This window comes from Achromobacter sp. ACM01 (genome assembly GCF_014851745.1).
GTDB lineage: Bacteria > Pseudomonadota > Gammaproteobacteria > Burkholderiales > Burkholderiaceae_B > Achromobacter > Achromobacter aegrifaciens.
In genome coordinates, this window is sequence record NZ_JACVAF010000004.1 from 219,811 (window position 1) to 235,958 (window position 16,148).

General features: G+C 65.5%; 16 protein-coding genes. 8 read left to right on the plus strand and 8 right to left on the minus strand.

Translation table 11 applies throughout. The features are described from left to right. Positions 1-388: 388 nt before the first annotated feature. From rodA to IB268_RS21465, 5 genes are all read right to left on the minus strand, one after another. The gene (gene rodA / locus IB268_RS21445) at positions 389-1,525 is read right to left on the minus strand and encodes a rod shape-determining protein RodA (RefSeq protein ID WP_054456885.1); all 1,137 of its coding nucleotides are present in this window, start codon (positions 1,523-1,525) and stop codon (positions 389-391) included. Beyond that, positions 1,525-3,450 carry a penicillin-binding protein 2 gene (mrdA, locus tag IB268_RS21450; protein WP_175213027.1) on the minus strand — a complete coding sequence of 642 codons (1,926 nt, stop codon included), beginning with the start codon at positions 3,448-3,450 and terminating at the stop codon, positions 1,525-1,527. Before mrdA ends, rodA begins: the two co-directional genes overlap by 1 nt. Positions 3,451-3,465: 15 nt before the next feature. Further along, the gene (mreD, locus tag IB268_RS21455; protein ID WP_054456889.1) at positions 3,466-4,032 is read right to left on the minus strand and encodes a rod shape-determining protein MreD; all 567 of its coding nucleotides are present in this window, start codon (positions 4,030-4,032) and stop codon (positions 3,466-3,468) included. Next, positions 4,019-4,903: a rod shape-determining protein MreC gene (mreC, locus tag IB268_RS21460; protein WP_042796087.1), complete on the minus strand. Its 885-nt coding sequence runs from the start codon at positions 4,901-4,903 to the stop codon at positions 4,019-4,021. Before mreC ends, mreD begins: the two co-directional genes overlap by 14 nt. A gap of 84 nt (positions 4,904-4,987) precedes the next feature. After that, positions 4,988-6,031: a rod shape-determining protein gene (locus IB268_RS21465; protein ID WP_006216320.1), complete on the minus strand. Its 1,044-nt coding sequence runs from the start codon at positions 6,029-6,031 to the stop codon at positions 4,988-4,990. 227 nt (positions 6,032-6,258) lie between these two features. Between IB268_RS21465 and gatC the strand changes: the two genes are divergently transcribed. The 5 genes from gatC (at position 6,259) to IB268_RS21490 (ending at position 10,406) form a co-directional block, all read left to right on the plus strand. Then, a complete protein-coding gene (gene gatC, locus IB268_RS21470) occupies positions 6,259-6,567 on the plus strand; it encodes an Asp-tRNA(Asn)/Glu-tRNA(Gln) amidotransferase subunit GatC (protein ID WP_054456891.1) in 309 nt (102 codons plus the stop codon). Between the two features lie 3 nt (positions 6,568-6,570). Further along, positions 6,571-8,106 carry an Asp-tRNA(Asn)/Glu-tRNA(Gln) amidotransferase subunit GatA gene (gene gatA / locus IB268_RS21475; RefSeq protein ID WP_175162430.1) on the plus strand — a complete coding sequence of 512 codons (1,536 nt, stop codon included), beginning with the start codon at positions 6,571-6,573 and terminating at the stop codon, positions 8,104-8,106. Between the two features lie 4 nt (positions 8,107-8,110). Next, on the plus strand, positions 8,111-9,568 hold the full coding sequence (gene gatB / locus IB268_RS21480) for an Asp-tRNA(Asn)/Glu-tRNA(Gln) amidotransferase subunit GatB (RefSeq protein ID WP_054456895.1): 1,458 nt from the start codon (positions 8,111-8,113) through the stop codon (positions 9,566-9,568). Between the two features lie 128 nt (positions 9,569-9,696). Then, positions 9,697-9,942, plus strand: a complete 246-nt coding sequence (locus tag IB268_RS21485; RefSeq protein ID WP_054456897.1) for a type II toxin-antitoxin system Phd/YefM family antitoxin — start codon at positions 9,697-9,699, stop codon at positions 9,940-9,942. Then, positions 9,939-10,406: a type II toxin-antitoxin system VapC family toxin gene (locus IB268_RS21490; protein ID WP_054456899.1), complete on the plus strand. Its 468-nt coding sequence runs from the start codon at positions 9,939-9,941 to the stop codon at positions 10,404-10,406. Before IB268_RS21485 ends, IB268_RS21490 begins: the two co-directional genes overlap by 4 nt. Before the next feature lie 48 nt (positions 10,407-10,454). Here the strand turns inward: IB268_RS21490 and pyrE are convergent, their stop codons facing one another. Further along, positions 10,455-11,138 carry an orotate phosphoribosyltransferase gene (gene pyrE, locus IB268_RS21495; RefSeq protein WP_054456901.1) on the minus strand — a complete coding sequence of 228 codons (684 nt, stop codon included), beginning with the start codon at positions 11,136-11,138 and terminating at the stop codon, positions 10,455-10,457. Positions 11,139-11,270: 132 nt separating this feature from the next. On the opposite strand from pyrE, the gene IB268_RS21500 reads away from it, so the two are divergent. Continuing rightward, a complete protein-coding gene (locus IB268_RS21500; RefSeq protein WP_054456902.1) occupies positions 11,271-12,059 on the plus strand; it encodes an exodeoxyribonuclease III in 789 nt (262 codons plus the stop codon). Here IB268_RS21500 and IB268_RS21505 read toward each other — a convergent pair. Then, positions 12,041-12,955, minus strand: coding sequence for a LysR substrate-binding domain-containing protein (locus IB268_RS21505; RefSeq protein WP_192354777.1), 915 nt, complete (start codon positions 12,953-12,955; stop codon positions 12,041-12,043). The genes IB268_RS21500 and IB268_RS21505 overlap by 19 nt on opposite strands. A gap of 110 nt (positions 12,956-13,065) precedes the next feature. Here IB268_RS21505 and IB268_RS21510 point away from each other — a divergent pair, with 110 nt between their 5' ends. Next, positions 13,066-13,677: a LysE family translocator gene (locus IB268_RS21510; RefSeq protein WP_192354778.1), complete on the plus strand. Its 612-nt coding sequence runs from the start codon at positions 13,066-13,068 to the stop codon at positions 13,675-13,677. Between the two features lie 429 nt (positions 13,678-14,106). Continuing rightward, positions 14,107-15,453 carry an NADP-specific glutamate dehydrogenase gene (gdhA, locus tag IB268_RS21515; RefSeq protein WP_054456908.1) on the plus strand — a complete coding sequence of 449 codons (1,347 nt, stop codon included), beginning with the start codon at positions 14,107-14,109 and terminating at the stop codon, positions 15,451-15,453. 191 nt (positions 15,454-15,644) lie between these two features. On the opposite strand, the gene IB268_RS21520 is transcribed toward gdhA, so the two are convergent. Then, positions 15,645-16,145 (minus strand): copper chaperone PCu(A)C, encoded by a 501-nt coding sequence (locus IB268_RS21520; protein WP_119450180.1) that lies wholly within the window; start codon positions 16,143-16,145, stop codon positions 15,645-15,647. Positions 16,146-16,148: the final 3 nt, after the last annotated feature.

Below are 16,148 nucleotides of genomic sequence, written 5' to 3' on the forward strand. Positions count from 1 at the left end.
CCCATCACCGCCCCACCCCAATGATGAGCGGCCACTAGCAAACCACGCTCCGCAAACGCGCAAGCGACCATCGCCACGACGCCCAAAACCACGTATGTAGCTTACGGCCGCCCGCGCGGCCGTAAGCTACGGGCAACGCAAGACTCGTCACCGATCACGGATCTAGCAGCGCAGCGACCCAAGACGTACGTAGCCCGTAGGCGCGGGCGGCGTGGCGGCTCGCAACCTCGATGCGCCCGACGGAATCCGAAGGAACCGCCGCAGGCGGTGACGAGGATGAGGATGGGGAAGTCCGGAGCGAACGCTCCGGACCGCAATCGTGGGCGCGAGCCGCCACGCCGCCCGCGCCTACGGGCGACCTACGAAGAACGCGCAGCCGCCAAAAAGATCAAGTCTTAACCGACCGATGCCGACTAACACTCATCATGATCCCAAACGCAATCCCCATGGTGAACAAAGCCGTCCCCCCATAGCTCATGAACGGCAACGGCACCCCCACCACAGGCAGAATCCCCGTCACCATCCCCACGTTCACGAATACATAGATGAACAGCATCATCGTCAGCGCCCCGACCAGCAACCTGCCGAACTGCGACGATGCCCGTGACGCGATCGTCAGTCCTCGCGCCATCATCAGGCCATACAGCACCAGCATGGCGATGCCGCCGTAGAGTCCGAATTCTTCCGCGTACACCGCGAAGATGAAGTCGGTGGTGCGTTCTGGGATGAAGTCCAGGTGCGTCTGCGTGCCCTTCATGTAGCCCTTGCCGTACACCCCGCCCGAGCCCACCGCGATCATCGACTGGATCGTATGGAAGCCCTTGCCCAGCGGATCGGAACTGGGGTTGAGCAGCGTGCACACCCGGTGCTTCTGGTAGTCGTGCAGCACCACCCAGTCCACGTCGGGCTCGCATAACTGGTCTTCGTAGTAGATCAGCGTGCCTATGCCGATGATGCCCGCCAGCATGACCGGCACCAGCAGCTTGAAAGACAGGCCCGCGAAATAGATCACGAAGAAGCCGGCGCCAAACACCAGCAGCGCCGTCCCCAGGTCGGGCTGCAGCACAATCAGAGCGAAAGGCGCGGCCAGCATGGCGGCGGCGGCCAGGAAGTCGCGGATGCGGACGGCGCCTTCGTGGCGCTGGAAGTACCAGGCCAGCATCATGGGCACGGCGATCTTCATCATCTCGGAAGGCTGGATGCGGGTCACGCCCAGGTTCAGCCAGCGGGTCGCGCCCTTGCTGGTTTCGCCGAAGAACTCCACGCCCAGCAGCAGCACCACCCCCACCACGTAGAAGGGCAAGGCCAGCTTCATCAGCCACTTCGGCGGAATCAGGGCCATGGTCCACATGGCAAAGAAGGCGATGATGAAATTGCGCGACTGTTCGGCGAAGCGCCAGTCCGTGCCGCCCACCGCGGAATGCATGACCGTCATGCCCAGCGCGGCGAACATCAGCAGGATCGCCAGCAGCGGCCAATCGAAGGCCGTGAACACACGTAGCAGGATAAGGCCCAGGCGTTTCATTATCGGCGCACCACGTCGGAAGCGATTTCCTCGACCGAGGCCAGGGGGTCGGCGCGGTCGGGCCGCACGATCTTGTCCTGACGGTCCTTGGCCAGCCAATAGTCGAACACCTTGCGCGCGACCGGCGCGGCGACGCTCGCACCCCAACCGGCGTTCTCGACGATCAGCGCCACCGCGATGCGCGGATGCTCAAGCGGCGCAAAGCCCATGAACAAGGCGTGGTCGCGCAGACGTTCGTCAATGGCGCTGGCGCGGTAATGGCCGCCGCGCAGGCTGAACACCTGCGCGGTGCCGGTCTTGCCGGCCGCCTGGTAAGCCGTATTGGCGAACGCGCGCCGCGCCGTACCGGCGCGCACCACATCCGCCATGGCGTTCTTGATCACATCCACGTTGGCCTGCTTGAGGGGAATGCGGTAGTCGGGCGCGGACTCGGTGGCCTTGGCCACGCCGCTGCGCGGATCGCGCACCGCGTGCACCAGGTGCGGGCGGCGGTACAGGCCGTTGTTGGCCAGGGTGGACGTGCCCTGCGCCAGCTGCAACAGCGTGAAGGCGTTGTAGCCCTGACCCACCGCCACCGAAATCGTTTCGCCTGCGTACCAGCGCTGGCGGTCCTTGTCCTTGTAGGCCGAGCGTTTCCAGTCGGTCGAAGGCAGCACGCCGCGCTTTTCGCCTTCCAGGTCGATGCCGGTGATCTGGCCGAAGCCGAACTGCTTGGCGAAATCATGCAGCGCGTTCACGCCGATTTCCGGACCCAGCGAATAGAAATAGGTGTCGGACGACACCACGATCGCCTTGTGCATGTCGGTCATGCCATAGGCCGCGCCGCCGGCGTTGCGGAATTTCTGGCCGCCGAATTCGTAATAGCCGGGGTCGGAGATGCGATCGGTGGCGCGGCGCTTGCCCAGTTCCAGCGCGGCCAGGCCCACAAAGGGCTTGTAGGTCGAACCGATGGGATAGGTGCCGTACAGCGGCCGGTTGATGAGGGGATGGTCCGGCGATTCGTTCAGCATGCGCCAATTGTCCACGTCGATGCCGTCCACGAACAGGTTCGGGTCGTAGGAAGGCTGCGAGACAAAGGCCAGTACCTCGCCGGTATCGGGGTCGATGGCGACCAGCGCCCCACGCTGGCCCTCGAATGCGGCTTCGGCCACCTTCTGCAGCCCCAGGTCGATGGACAGCATGATGTCGGAGCCCGGCACCGGGTCGATCCGGCGCAGCGTGCGCATGGGGCGTCCGCCTGCGGTGACTTCGACTTCTTCCAGGCCGGTGCGGCCGTGCAGCTGCTCCTCCCAGGTCTTTTCGATGCCCTTCTTGCCGATGACGTCGGTGCCGCGATAGTTGCCCAGCTGGCCGGCGCGGTCCAGTTCTTCGATATCGCCTTCGGCGATGCGGCCGATGTAGCCGACCACGTGGGCCGCCGACACGCCCTGCGGATACTCGCGCACCCAGCGCGCGCGCAGCTCCACGCCCGGGAACTGGAACGAATGCGCGGCGAACCAGGCGGCTTCGGTTTCGTTGAGGTTATTGCGCAGCTGCAGGCTGGCGTAGCGGCTGGACTCGGCGGCGCGGCGCTTGAAGCGGCGCTGGTCGGCCGGGCTGATGTACACGACTTCGGTCAGGCGTTCGAACAGCGCGCTGAGGTTCCCTGCCTGTGCCGGCACGACCTCCAGCGTATAGGTGCGGTAGTTGCGCGCCAGCACCTCGCCGTTGCGGTCCAGGATCTCGCCGCGTCGCGGCGGGATGGGCACGACCGCGATGCGGTTGCGGTCGGCGCGCTCGGACAGACCCTCGTAGCGGTCGACCTGCAGGTACCAGAAGCGGCCGATCAGCACGCCGAAGCAGGCCAGCGCGAACAGCCCGCCCACCCAGGCGCGCAGGCGGAAACGCTGCTTCTGCTGCTGGCCGGTTTTCTTGAATTCGAACATGACGCGGCGCCGCCGTCAGGCGGAGGAGGATTCAGCGTCGTCGACACCGCGCTGCGGCAAGTGCAGAACCCAGCCCGCCAGCGGCCACAAGGCGGTGGTCAGGAGCACGCTGATGCCCCAGTCCCAACCCGGCCATTTGCCGGCCAGCCATGCGTGGATGATCTGGGTCACGAAGCGGGCAATGAAGAACACAGGCAGCATGTGCATGGCCTGGCTCCAGAGGTCGAAGCGCTGCAGCCGGCGGTGCAGCACCACCGCGCCGTAGGCGACCAGCGTGTACGACAGCGCGTGCTCGCCCAAGAGGCCGGCGTCGTGCACGTCCATCAGCAGCCCAAAGAAGAAGGCGGTGAACAAGCCGACGCGGCGCGGCTCATGCACGCACCAGAAGGCGATGATCAGCAGCAGGATGTCGGGCGCGCCCTGCCACAGGCGCCAGGGCAGCAGCGACACCAGCCACGCCACCAGCACCGTGGCCCAGACGAACAAGCCGTGCGCCGGGCCGGAGAGCCGGTCGGGCTGCACGTTGCTGGGGGTGCCGAGGCGGCGCGCGGCCTGCCCCGAGGATTGATTAGTCCGATCCACCGGAATCGACCTCCTGACGGTTGGACTCGGCGCGCTCCACATCGACCTGCAAGACCAGGAAGTGGCGGTAGCGTTCGGGATGGGCCAGCGGTTCGCATACGGCGCGCGCGAAGCCGGAGGCGGTGTCGCGTTCGACCGAGGTCACCTTGGCCACCGGCAGGCCTGCCGGGAACAGCCCGCCGACGCCGCTGGTGACGATGGTATCGCCTTCCTTGATGTCGGCGTTGGCGGCAAGGTAACGAACTTCCATCTTGCCGGGCGAGTTGCCGCCGAACGCAATCAGGCGCAGGCCGTTGCGCAGCAGCTGCACGGGGATGGAGACCTGTTCGTCGGTGACCAGCGCCGCCTCGGCGGTCATGGGCGTGACGCGCACGATCTGCCCGACCACGCCGCCTTCGTCGATCACCGGCATGCCCGGGGCCAGCCCCGCCTTGCTGCCCTTGTTGAACACCAGGCGCTGCGTGAATGCGTTGGTGGGTTCATACATGACCTCGACCACCACCGCGGATTGCGCCACGGTATCGGTCACCCCGAGCAGCCGGCGCAACTGCGAGTTCTCGGCAGCCAGCTGGGCGCCATGCGTGGTCACCTGGGCCAGCTCGATGCGCTGGCGCTGCAAGGCTTCGTTTTCGCTACGGATGAGATTGGCCGCGTTGACCCATTCGTTCACTTGCTGGACGAGGTCGCGCGGCGCCATGACGGCGCGTTGGAAGGGATACAGCGCGACGGACATTGCGCGGCGCGCCGGTTCCAGCATGCGCCATTGCGAATCCATGACGATCAGGGCCAACGCAAGGACGACCAGAACGACCAGCCGCACCTCCGCAGGTGGGCCGCGCCTGAATAGGGGAGGAGTCCCTTGTCGTTGCATGAATATCAGCCCGGACGCCCGCGTCCGTCGCTCCGGCAGCGGCCGGAGCCGTGAAAAAGCGGGGCTCCGGGCTGGCGGGCAAAATTAGTCGTTGATGAAGATGGCGCCCAGTTTCTCAAGGTGTTCCAGCGCCTCGCCGCAACCGCGCACGACGCAGGTCAGCGGATCGTCCGCGACCACGACGGGCAGGCCGGTCTCTTCCTGCAGCAGGCGGTCCAGGTCGCGCAGCAGCGCGCCGCCGCCGGTCAGGGCGATGCCCTTGTCGGTGATGTCGGCGCCCAGTTCGGGCGGGGTCTGTTCCAGCGCGATCTTCACGGCCGAGACGATCTGGTTCAGCGGGTCGGTCAGCGATTCCAGGATCTCGTTGGACGAGACCGTGAAGCTGCGCGGCACGCCTTCGGCCAGGTTGCGGCCCTTGACCTCGATCTCGCGGACTTCGGATCCCGGGAACGCCGAGCCGATTTCCTTCTTGATCAGTTCGGCGGTGGGTTCGCCGATCAACATGCCGTAGTTGCGGCGGATGTAGTTGACGATGGCTTCGTCGAACTTGTCGCCGCCCACGCGCACGGAGCCCTTGTAGACCATGCCGCCCAGCGAGATGACCGCCACTTCCGTGGTGCCGCCGCCGATGTCGACCACCATGGAGCCGCTGGCGTCGGACACGGCCAGGCCGGCGCCGATGGCCGCGGCCATGGGTTCTTCGATCAGGAAGACGTGGGACGCGCCCGCGCCCAGGGCCGATTCACGGATGGCGCGGCGTTCGACCTGGGTGGAGCCGCAGGGCACGCAAACGATGATGCGCGGGCTGGGCGCCAGCATGTTGCGGGGGTGCACCATGCGGATGAACTGCTTGAGCATCTGCTCGGTGACCGTGAAGTCGGCAATGACGCCGTCCTTCATGGGCCGGATGGCTTCTATATTGCCGGGAACGCGGCCAAGCATCTGCTTGGCTTCATGGCCGACGGCTTGAATGATCTTCTTGCCGTGGGGACCGCCTTCATGACGGATTGCGACCACGGACGGTTCATCGAGCACGATGCCCTTGCCGCGGACGTAGATCAGCGTGTTGGCGGTACCGAGGTCGATCGCCATATCGCTGGAAAAATAACTGCGCAGGAATCCGAACATGGGAGCTCAGCTAAATTCTGGGGGGAATGAGGTACATGCCGCGGGGCGTAGGGCCCGTAAAACAACGGGTCCGCCTGTCATCACGGCGATTAAACCGTGAATCATAACTTATAATTTCCCCGGAAATAGCGCATAAATGCAGGCTATTCAAGCTTTGTAACGGGTTCGGCGTATGCATACTGCCCTGTCCCGCCCCTCGGCCTTCGCTTATCGATTTGCAATCCCCCATGGCGCTCAATGACACAGATGTGGCCCGCATTGCCCGGCTGGCCAGAATCGAACTGACCCCCGACCAGCGCACCGTCGCGCAGGCCGAACTCAACGGCATCCTCCACCTGATCGAACGGCTCCAGTCCGTCGATACCCAGGGGGTCGAACCCCTGGCTCACCCGCTGTCCGCCCATGAGGACATCGTGCTGCGCCTGCGTGAAGATGTCGTGACCGAACCCAGCTCGGAGGCCCGCCGCGAGGAGCTGCTGGCCAACGCCCCCGACGCCCAGGAAGGCCTGTTCCTGGTTCCCAAGGTCCTGGATTAAGTCATGACGAAACCCGCTCTGCACACCCAATTCAAGGGGATCGCCGCCCTGCGCGCGGCCCTTGCGCAACGCCAGATCAGCGCCGTCGAGCTCGCCCAAAGCGGCCTGGCGGCCGCCGAAGCGGCCAGCGGCCTGAATTGCTTTTTACATATTGACGCCGAATTGACGCTGGCCCAGGCCCGCGCCGCCGACGCCGCGCTGGCGTCCGGCTCGGCCGGCCCGCTGGCGGGCATCCCGATCGCCCACAAGGACGCCTTCGTCACCCGCGGCTGGCGCACCACCGCCGGCAGCAAGATGCTCGAAGGCTACGTCAGCCCGTTCGACGCCACCGTCGTCGAACGCCTGGGCGAAGCGGGCGCCGTGTCGCTCGGCAAGCTGAACTGCGACGAATTCGCCATGGGTTCCGGCAACGAGAACTCCGCCTACGGCGCGGTCAAGAACCCCTGGGACCACGCCGCCGTGCCCGGCGGCTCCTCGGGCGGCTCGGCCGCCGCCGTGGCCGCCCGCCTGGTGGCGGCCGCCACCGGCACCGACACCGGCGGCTCGGTGCGCCAGCCCGCCGCCCTGTGCGGCGTCAGCGGCATCAAGCCCACCTACGGCACCGTATCCCGCTTTGGCATGGTGGCCTTCGGCTCCAGCCTGGACCAGGCCGGCCCGCTGGCCGAAAGCGCCCGGGACCTGCTCGAACTGCTGGACGTCATCAGCGGCTTCGATCCGCGCGACGCCACCAGCCTGGAAAAATGCGACGCCGCCGCCAACGCGCCCGGCCGCGTCCGGCGCGACTTCGAGGCGGCCCAGGGCCGTTTCGACGCCGCCGGCAGCCAGCCGTTGAAAGGCCTGCGCATCGGCGTGCCCGCCGAGTACTTCGGCGCCGGCCTGGCGCCCGACGTGGCCGCCGCGGTCGAGGCCGCGCTGGTCCAGTTCGAAGCCCTGGGCGCCGTGCGCGTGCCGGTGTCGCTGCCGCGCACCGAACTCGCCATTCCCGCCTACTACGTCATCGCCCCCGCCGAAGCGTCCAGCAACCTCGCGCGCTACGACGGCGTGCGCTACGGCCACCGCGCCGCCCAGTACGGCGACCTGAACGAAATGATCAGCCGCTCGCGCGCCGAAGGCTTCGGCGACGAGGTCAAGCGCCGCATCCTGATCGGCACCTACGTGCTGTCCCACGGCTACTACGACGCCTACTACCTGCAGGCGCAGCGCCTGCGCCGCATGATCGCGCAAGACTTCCAGCGCGCCTACGCCGACCAGTGCGACGTGATCATGGGGCCGGTGACGCCCACGGTGGCCAAGAACATCGGCGACAACCGCGACGATCCCACCGCCGACTGGCTGGCCGACGTCTACACGCTGGGCGTGAGCCTGGCCGGCCTGCCTGCGATGTCGATCCCCTGCGGCTTCGGTGGCGCTGGCAACCAGCGCCCGGTTGGTCTCCAGATCATCGGCAACTATTTCGACGAAGGCCGCCTGCTGGCCATCGCCGACCGCTACCAACAAGTGACGGACTGGCACACGCGTGCCCCGGTCCAGCAAGGCTGAGAACATGAACTGGGAAATCGTCATCGGCCTGGAAACGCACACCCAGCTTTCCACGGACTCCAAGATTTTTTCGGGTAGCAGCACCGAATTCGGCGCCGCGCCCAATACCCACGCCAACGTGGTCGACCTGGCGCTGCCGGGCAGCCTGCCGGTCATGAACCGCGGCGCCGCCGAACGCGCCATCCGCTTCGGTCTGGCCGTGGGCGCCACCATCGCGCCGCGCTCGGTGTTCGCGCGCAAGAACTACTTCTACCCCGACCTGCCCAAGGGCTACCAGATCAGCCAATACGAGCTGCCGGTGGTGGTGGGCGGCTCGCTGTCCTTCTTCGTCGGCGAGGAAGAGAAAACCGTCAATCTGACGCGCGCCCACCTGGAAGAAGACGCGGGCAAGTCCCTGCACGACGACTTCAGCCTGGCCAACGGCGCCCCCGGCAGCGGCATCGACCTGAACCGCGCCGGCACGCCGCTCCTGGAAATCGTGACGGAACCCGAAATGCGCTCGGCCGCCGAGGCCGTGGCCTACGCCCGCGCCCTGCACAGCCTGGTCGTGTGGCTGGGCATTTGCGACGGCAACATGCAGGAAGGTTCGTTCCGCTGCGACGCCAACGTGTCCGTGCGTCCCGTGGGCCAGAAGGAATTCGGCACCCGCACCGAGATCAAGAACGTCAACTCGTTCCGCTTCCTGGAACGCGCCATCGTCTATGAAGCGCGGCGCCAGATCGAGCTGATCGAGGATGGCGGCACGGTGGTCCAGGAAACCCGCCTGTACGATGCCGACCGCGACGAAACGCGCAGCATGCGCAGCAAGGAAGACGCGCACGACTACCGCTACTTCCCCGACCCCGACCTGCCCACGCTGGTGATCTCCAGCGCCTGGGTCGACGAGGTCCGCGCCGCCATGCCCGAACTGCCGGCCGCCCAGCGCGCCCGTTTCGAATCCGAGTACGGCCTGCCCGCCTACGACGCCGCCCAGCTGACCGTCAGCCGCGACCTGGCCGCCTACTTCCAGGCGGTGGCGAACGCGCTGCCGGCCGGCCAGGCCAAGCTGGCCGCCAACTGGGTCATGGGCGAAGTCTCCGCCGCCCTGAACAAGGACGAAAAGAGCATCGCCGACTCTCCGGTCCAGGCGCCGGCGCTGGCCGCCCTGATCGGCCGCATCATCGACGGCACCATCTCCAACAAGATCGCCCGCGAAGTCTTCGGCGCCATGTGGGCCGGCGAGAACGGCGGTCAGCCTGACGCCATCATCGAGGCGCGCGGGCTCAAGCAGATCAGCGACACCGGCGCCATCGGCGCCATGATCGACGAGGTGCTGGCCGCCAACCCGGCCATCGTGGAAGAGTACCGGGCCGGCAAGCAGAAGGCGTTCAATTCGCTGGTGGGCCAGATCATGAAGGCCGCCCGCGGCAAGGCGAATCCGCAGCAGGTGAATGATCTGTTGAAGCAGAAGCTGGATAGCTGACCGCGCAGGACGCCCCGGCAACGGGCGCATTCCTGACGTATCAGACGAAACGAAGGGCCGCGGCATATTGCCGTGGCCCTTCGTTTATCCAAGAATGATCCGGTCGACTTTTGCCCGGAGGCTTGGACATGAACTACCTGGAAATCAGCACCAGCGAACTACTGCACAGCTTTTCCGACCACCTGCAGGCGGTCCGCGAAGGCCAGCATTTCATCATTTCACTGGACGGCGTGTTCTGCGCCAGGTTGACCCCGGTCCTACCCAGCACGTCGCTGGATGCCCATGATGCGCTTGAGGCAATGAAAAGCTTCAAGCCAGCACCGGCCGTCCCCCACGAAGTCATCCGTTCCTGGGTCGAAGAGGGCCGGGAATGAATCCGATCCACTTGATACCGGACGCCTCGCTTGCGCTGGCGTGGCTGGTCGACCGCGCGGACGCCCACGAAGCGCTGATGGCCCGGCATCTGCTGGAAACGGCCCACGAATCTGAAAACACGGTGCCCCTCATCTGGCACACGGAAGTCGCGAACGGCATGTTGCGCGCCGAACGTAGCCAACGGGCGTCGGCGGGTCAGCTGTTCTCGTTCAGACAGCTACTCGAACGCCTGCCCATACTTCCGGATCCGGCCGCCCCATCTTCCAGCGTGGCCCGCAGCTATCTGCTGGCTCGAACGCACGGCTTGACCGTCTACGATGCCAGCTATCTCGAACTGGCCCAAAGAACCAACGGCTATCTGGCCACCTTTGATCGCAAGCTGGCGGATGCCGCCCGGGCGAGCGGTGTTGCCGTCTTTGGCCAACCCCACGGCGTCGCCGAGCCAGCGGCAAGCTACGGTTAAAAAAAGGGCAGCACCTGGCCGCCCCTTTCTACTCGCCAAGGACGAGGTTTACTTCACCCCGTACTTCGTCCGATAAGCCAACACCGCCTCACGGTGTTCGGCGAACGACGCATCATCCTGCAGCAAGGCCAGAATGTCCGCCAGCGACGCAATCGACACCACCGGCATGCCGTAAGTCTTGGCCACGTCCTGCACGGCAGAATGCGCCGACAGCGCGTCGTCCGGACCCGCGCGTTCCATGCGGTCCATGGCGATCAGCACGGCGGCAGGCTCGGCACCGGCCGCGCGGATGATCTCGACCGATTCGCGCACCGAGGTGCCCGCGGTGATCACGTCGTCAATGATGACGACTTTGCCCTTGAGCGGCGCGCCGACCAGGGTGCCGCCCTCGCCGTGGTCCTTGGCTTCCTTGCGGTTGTACGCGAAAGGCACGTCGCCGCCCTTCATGTCCGGGTGGCCGGCCAGCGCCACGGCGGTAGCCGTGGACAGCGGGATGCCCTTGTAGGCCGGACCGAACAGCATGTCGAATTCCACGCCCGAATCCAGCAGCGCCTGGGCGTAGAACTGCGCCAGCTTGCCGACCGAGCGTCCGCTATTGAACAGGCCCGCATTGAAGAAATAGGGACTGATCCGACCCGATTTGACCTTGAAGCTGCCGAAACGCAGCACGCCCTCGTTCAGGGCGAAGCGGACGAAATCCAGGGCGGTGGCGGAAGATTGGGCGGCGGGCATGCGTAAAGGTCCGGTAGATGGCAAACGCCAGCATTTTATCCGCTGTCGGGGCTATTCCCGGGCGGCGGCGCGGAGTCGGTTAAATTGCTGCCATTGCCCCGGCCCTGGCGGCCGCTCAACAGGAGTTTCGCTTTGCTGCGCATCACGTCGATCAATCTCAACGGTATCCGGTCCGCCTTCCGCAAGGGCCTGCAACCCTGGATGGAAAAGCACGCCGCCGACGTGCTGTGCCTTCAGGAAATCAAGATATCCGACGAAGACCTGACCGACGACCTGCGCCACCCGCCCGGCTATACCGGCCACTTCCACCATGCCGTGAAGAAGGGCTATAGCGGCGTGGGCATCTATCTGCGCGACGCGGCCGAGCGGGTGAACGCCGGCCTGGAATGCGAGGAATTCGATCCCGAAGGCCGCATCATCCGCGCTGACTGGAAGAACCTGTCGGTCATCAGCGCCTACCTGCCCTCGGGCTCCAGCGGCGACGAGCGCCAGCAGGCCAAGTACCGCTTCCTGGACCGCTTCGGCCCCTGGATCGACGCCCTGATGCACGAACACAAGACCACCGGCCGCGAGTTCATCATCTGCGGCGACTGGAACATCGCGCACAAGGAAATCGACCTGAAGAACTGGAAGGGCAACATGAAGAACTCGGGCTTCCTGCCCGAAGAGCGCGCCTGGCTGACCGACGTGTTCGACAAGCGCGGCTTCGTCGACGTGTTCCGCACCATCGATGACCGCCCGGACCAATACACCTGGTGGAGCAACCGCGGTCAGGCCTGGGCCAAGAACGTGGGGTGGCGCATCGACTACCAGATCGCCACGCCGGGCATCGCCGCCCGCGCCCGCAATGTGGCCATCTACAAGGACGAGCGTTTCTCGGACCACGCTCCCCTGACGATCGACTACGACGCCACGCTCTGACCCGCCGCTTCCCCTAGCGTTGCGGCGGCTTCCCGGCGCAACCATTCCAGAAACGCTGCCGCCCGCGGATCTTCTGAACAAGACCGCGGCGACAGCAGTACATAGGCCGAACCGTCACGGGCAAAGCCGCAAGGCGCCTGCAGCCGGCGGTCGCGCAAGGCGTCGCACGCCATCAGCGCCGAACCTATCGCCACCCCCAAACCGGCGGCGGCGGCCTGCAAACTCAGATAGAAATGCTCGTAGGCCGGCCCGGTCCGGCGCGGGGGTTTCATGCCCGCTGCCCGCGACCATTGCCGCCAGGCTAGCGGACGCGTCGCGCTGCTGAGCGCTGGCGCCCCGCCCCAATCCGCTTCAGCCGGATCCGCGCCCGCGGCGCCGACCAATCCCGGCCGGCACACCGGTCCCGTCCACTCCTCGCAGACATGCTCGGCATACAGGGCCGGGTCCCAATCGAAGTCATTGCGGCGCAGGGCTACGTCCACACCCTGGGCGCCGAAATCGACCGGTCCGCCCGCAGCGTACAGATGCACCTGCACGCCGGGATGGGCGTGCTGGAAGTCCGGCAGCCGCGGGATCAACCACATCATGGCGATGGTGGGCTCGCAGGACAGCACCAGCGGCGCGTCCGCCGCCGGCTGGCGCAGCTTGGCCAGGCCAGTTGTCAGCTGCTCGAACAGCGCGCTCGTCACCTCGAACAGCTGCCTGCCGGCATCGGTCAGGAAAACAGCTCGATTGCGGCGCTCGAACAGCGCCACGCCCAGCGCATCCTCGAGCAGCCGGATCTGCCGGCTGACGGCGCCATGCGTCACGTGCAACGCTTCGGCCGCCTTGCCGAAAGCCTGATGACGGGCCGCGGCATCGAACACCCGCAACGTATTGAGCGGTGGCAGTTTCATGGCGAAAGGTGATTTTTTCTCACGGATAAGCGGCATTAGAAATCGTTTTTCCGGCGCGCGCCAGCGTCCCACAATGCCGGCTCCATTTCGCAACCTGCCGCCCTATTGCCATGACCGAACTGATCGCCGTCGCCCTCATCACCATTCTTGCCGTCATCAGCCCCGGGCCGGACTTCGCCATGGTCACGCGCAACAGTTATCTGTTCGGCCGCCGCACCGGCCTGATCTGCGCGCTGGGCATCGCGCTGGGCGTGCAGGTGCACGTGTTCTATACGATGTTCGGTGTCAGCCTGCTGGCGCATTACGCGCAGCCCGTGCTGCAGGGCATCAAACTCGCGGGCGCCTGCTACCTGGTCTACATGGGCTGGAAGACTTTCTTCAACCGCACCCAGGTCAGCCGCGACTTGTCGGCCCGCCCGCCGATCTCGGACTGGCAGGCGCTATACAGCGGCTTTCTGACCAACGCGCTCAATCCCAAGACCACGCTGTTCGTGGTCAGCACCTATACCCAGGTCGTGTCGCCCGGCACGCCGCTGTCGTGGCAGTTCGGCTATGGCCTGTTCATGTCGCTGGCGCACTGGATCTGGTTCGGCGTGGTGGCGTGGTCGGTGTCCTCGCCTTTCCTGCGGCGGATACTGCTGGATCATCAGCTTGCGGCCGATCGGGTGGTGGGAGCGGTCTTGATGGCCTTGGGCGCGGGGCTGGCTGCCGCGCAGTTGTAATCCTGCCCCCGGGGAATGATTTCGCTCAAATAAATAACGGGGACGCATTAAGCAGGCAACACCCTTCGTGCCAGCCCAAACATGCCTCAGACCAGCGTTCCTTCCCTCTGCGGAAGTCGCAAGGGCGCAATACTTCTTGGATTAAATAAACGGGGACATATTTATTTCCCTAGGGAATTCAAGCATTTCTGCCCAAATCTCCCTCATGAACACGTCATCCACCCGAATTCAGCCATCAATACGTCCCTATTAAAATAAAAGAAAAAGTGCTTTGATATCAAGGTGATGGCACTATTTTTCGGCTTTGCGCAGGGCAACATTTTGCCCCTACAATTCCCGCACCATACAGGTGCAGCCGTGCACCAAAAAGAATTTTCGCGCCCCAATCCGGCGCAGTCCGCACCTATTCGAAGCACCCCCAAGGAGATCATGTTGAAAGTGCAGAGTCTGGACGACTTCCTGCGTGGCGTCGCCGCGCGCGACCCGCAGCAGCCTGAGTTCATGCAAGCCGTCCAGGAGGTGATGCTGAGTCTCTGGCCTTTCATCGAGAAGCACCCCCACTACGCCGAGCATGCCGTACTCGAGCGTCTGGTGGAACCGGAACGCGTGATCCAGTTCCGCGTGTGCTGGACCGATGACCGCGGCCAGGCCCAGGTCAACCGCGCTTTCCGCATCCAGCACAGCTCGGCCATCGGCCCCTTCAAGGGCGGCATGCGCTTTCACCCCTCGGTGAACCTGTCCATCCTGAAGTTCCTGGCCTTCGAGCAGACCCTGAAGAACTCGCTCACCACGCTGCCCATGGGCGGCGGCAAGGGCGGCTCCGACTTCGATCCCAAGGGCAAGTCCGACGCCGAAGTCATGCGCTTCTGCCAGGCTCTGATGATCGAGCTGTACCGCCACCTGGGTCCGGACACCGACGTGCCGGCCGGCGACATCGGCGTGGGCGCGCGCGAAGTCGGCTTCATGGCCGGCATGATGAAAAAGCTGTCCAACTCGACCGCCAGCGTGTTCACCGGCAAGGGCCTGACCTTCGGCGGCAGCCTGATCCGCCCCGAAGCCACCGGCTACGGCACCGTGTACTTCGCTGAAGAAATGCTCAAGCGCGTGGGCAAGTCCTTCGACGGCCTGCGCGTGTCCGTGTCGGGCTCGGGCAACGTCGCCCAGTACGCAATCGAAAAAGCCATGGCGCTCGGCGCCAAGGTGGTGACCGTTTCCGACTCCAACGGCACCGTGGTGGACGAAGCCGGCTTCACGCACGAGAAGCTGGTGGCGCTGATGCACATCAAGAACGACTTGCGCGGCCGCCTGGACACCTATGCCCGCCAATTCGGCCTGACCTATGAGTCCGGCAAGCGTCCGTGGCACGTGCCGGTGGACGTGGCCCTGCCCTGCGCCACCCAGAACGAACTGGAATTGGCCGATGCGCAAACGCTGATCAAGAACGGCGTGCTGTGCGTCGCCGAAGGCGCCAACATGCCGGCCACGCTGGAAGCCGCCAAGGCCTTCATCGCCGCCCGCGTGCTGTACGCCCCGGGCAAGGCCAGCAACGCCGGCGGCGTGGCCGTGTCCGGCCTGGAAATGGCCCAGAATTCGGCCCGCCTGTCCTGGACGCGCGAGGAAGTCGACGCGCGCCTGCACGCCATCATGCGCGACATCCACGAGAACTGCGTGCGCCACGGCCATAGCGAGCGCGAATACGTGAACTACCTGGATGGCGCCAACATTGCCGGCTTCGTGAAGGTGGCTGACGCGATGCGTCAGCAAGGCTTGTATTAATCCCCCCCCCGAAGCGCTGCGCGCTTCCCCCCCAGGGGGGCGCCGCTGCGGACCGGCGGAGCCCGGCTCCGCGCGGCCCCCGATTGGGGGGAGACCTGTTGTGTCGGGGCGGACCTGCCTCGTTGACAGGAATCCACCTGAGCCGGCCCATGGGCCGGCTTAGTTTTTCAGGCGCGTGCAGCGCCTGGCGCTTAATGCTTCATCGTGCCGTGGTTCATGCTGCCGTGGTTCATGCCGGGGTTGTGCGAGGCCGGCTTGACCTTGAATTGCACGGCGACTTCGCCGGCTTTTTCGAACTTCAGCGTGGCCGGGACCGTGCCGCCTTCGGCGAACGGGGCCTTCAGCTTGATGAACATGACGTGGTAGCCGCCCGGGCTGAGCTTGACCTCGGTGTCCGCCGGCAACGCGATGCCGCCTTCCACCTGACGCATCTTCGAGACGCCGTTCTCGGTTTGCACCGTGTGCAGTTCGACGCGTTCCGCTGCGTCGGACGACACCGACAGCAGGCGGTCAGCAGCCTTGGCGTCGTTATCGATGTCCATATACCCCGCGCCATTGGACTGGCCAGGCGCCGACGCACGCACCCAGAGGTCGTCGACCTCGATCTGGCCAACCTTGTAGTCCTTCGCCCAGGCCGAGCCGGCCGTGCACAGGCCCAGTGCGGCAATGACAGCGAACTTACGGATGTTCATGGG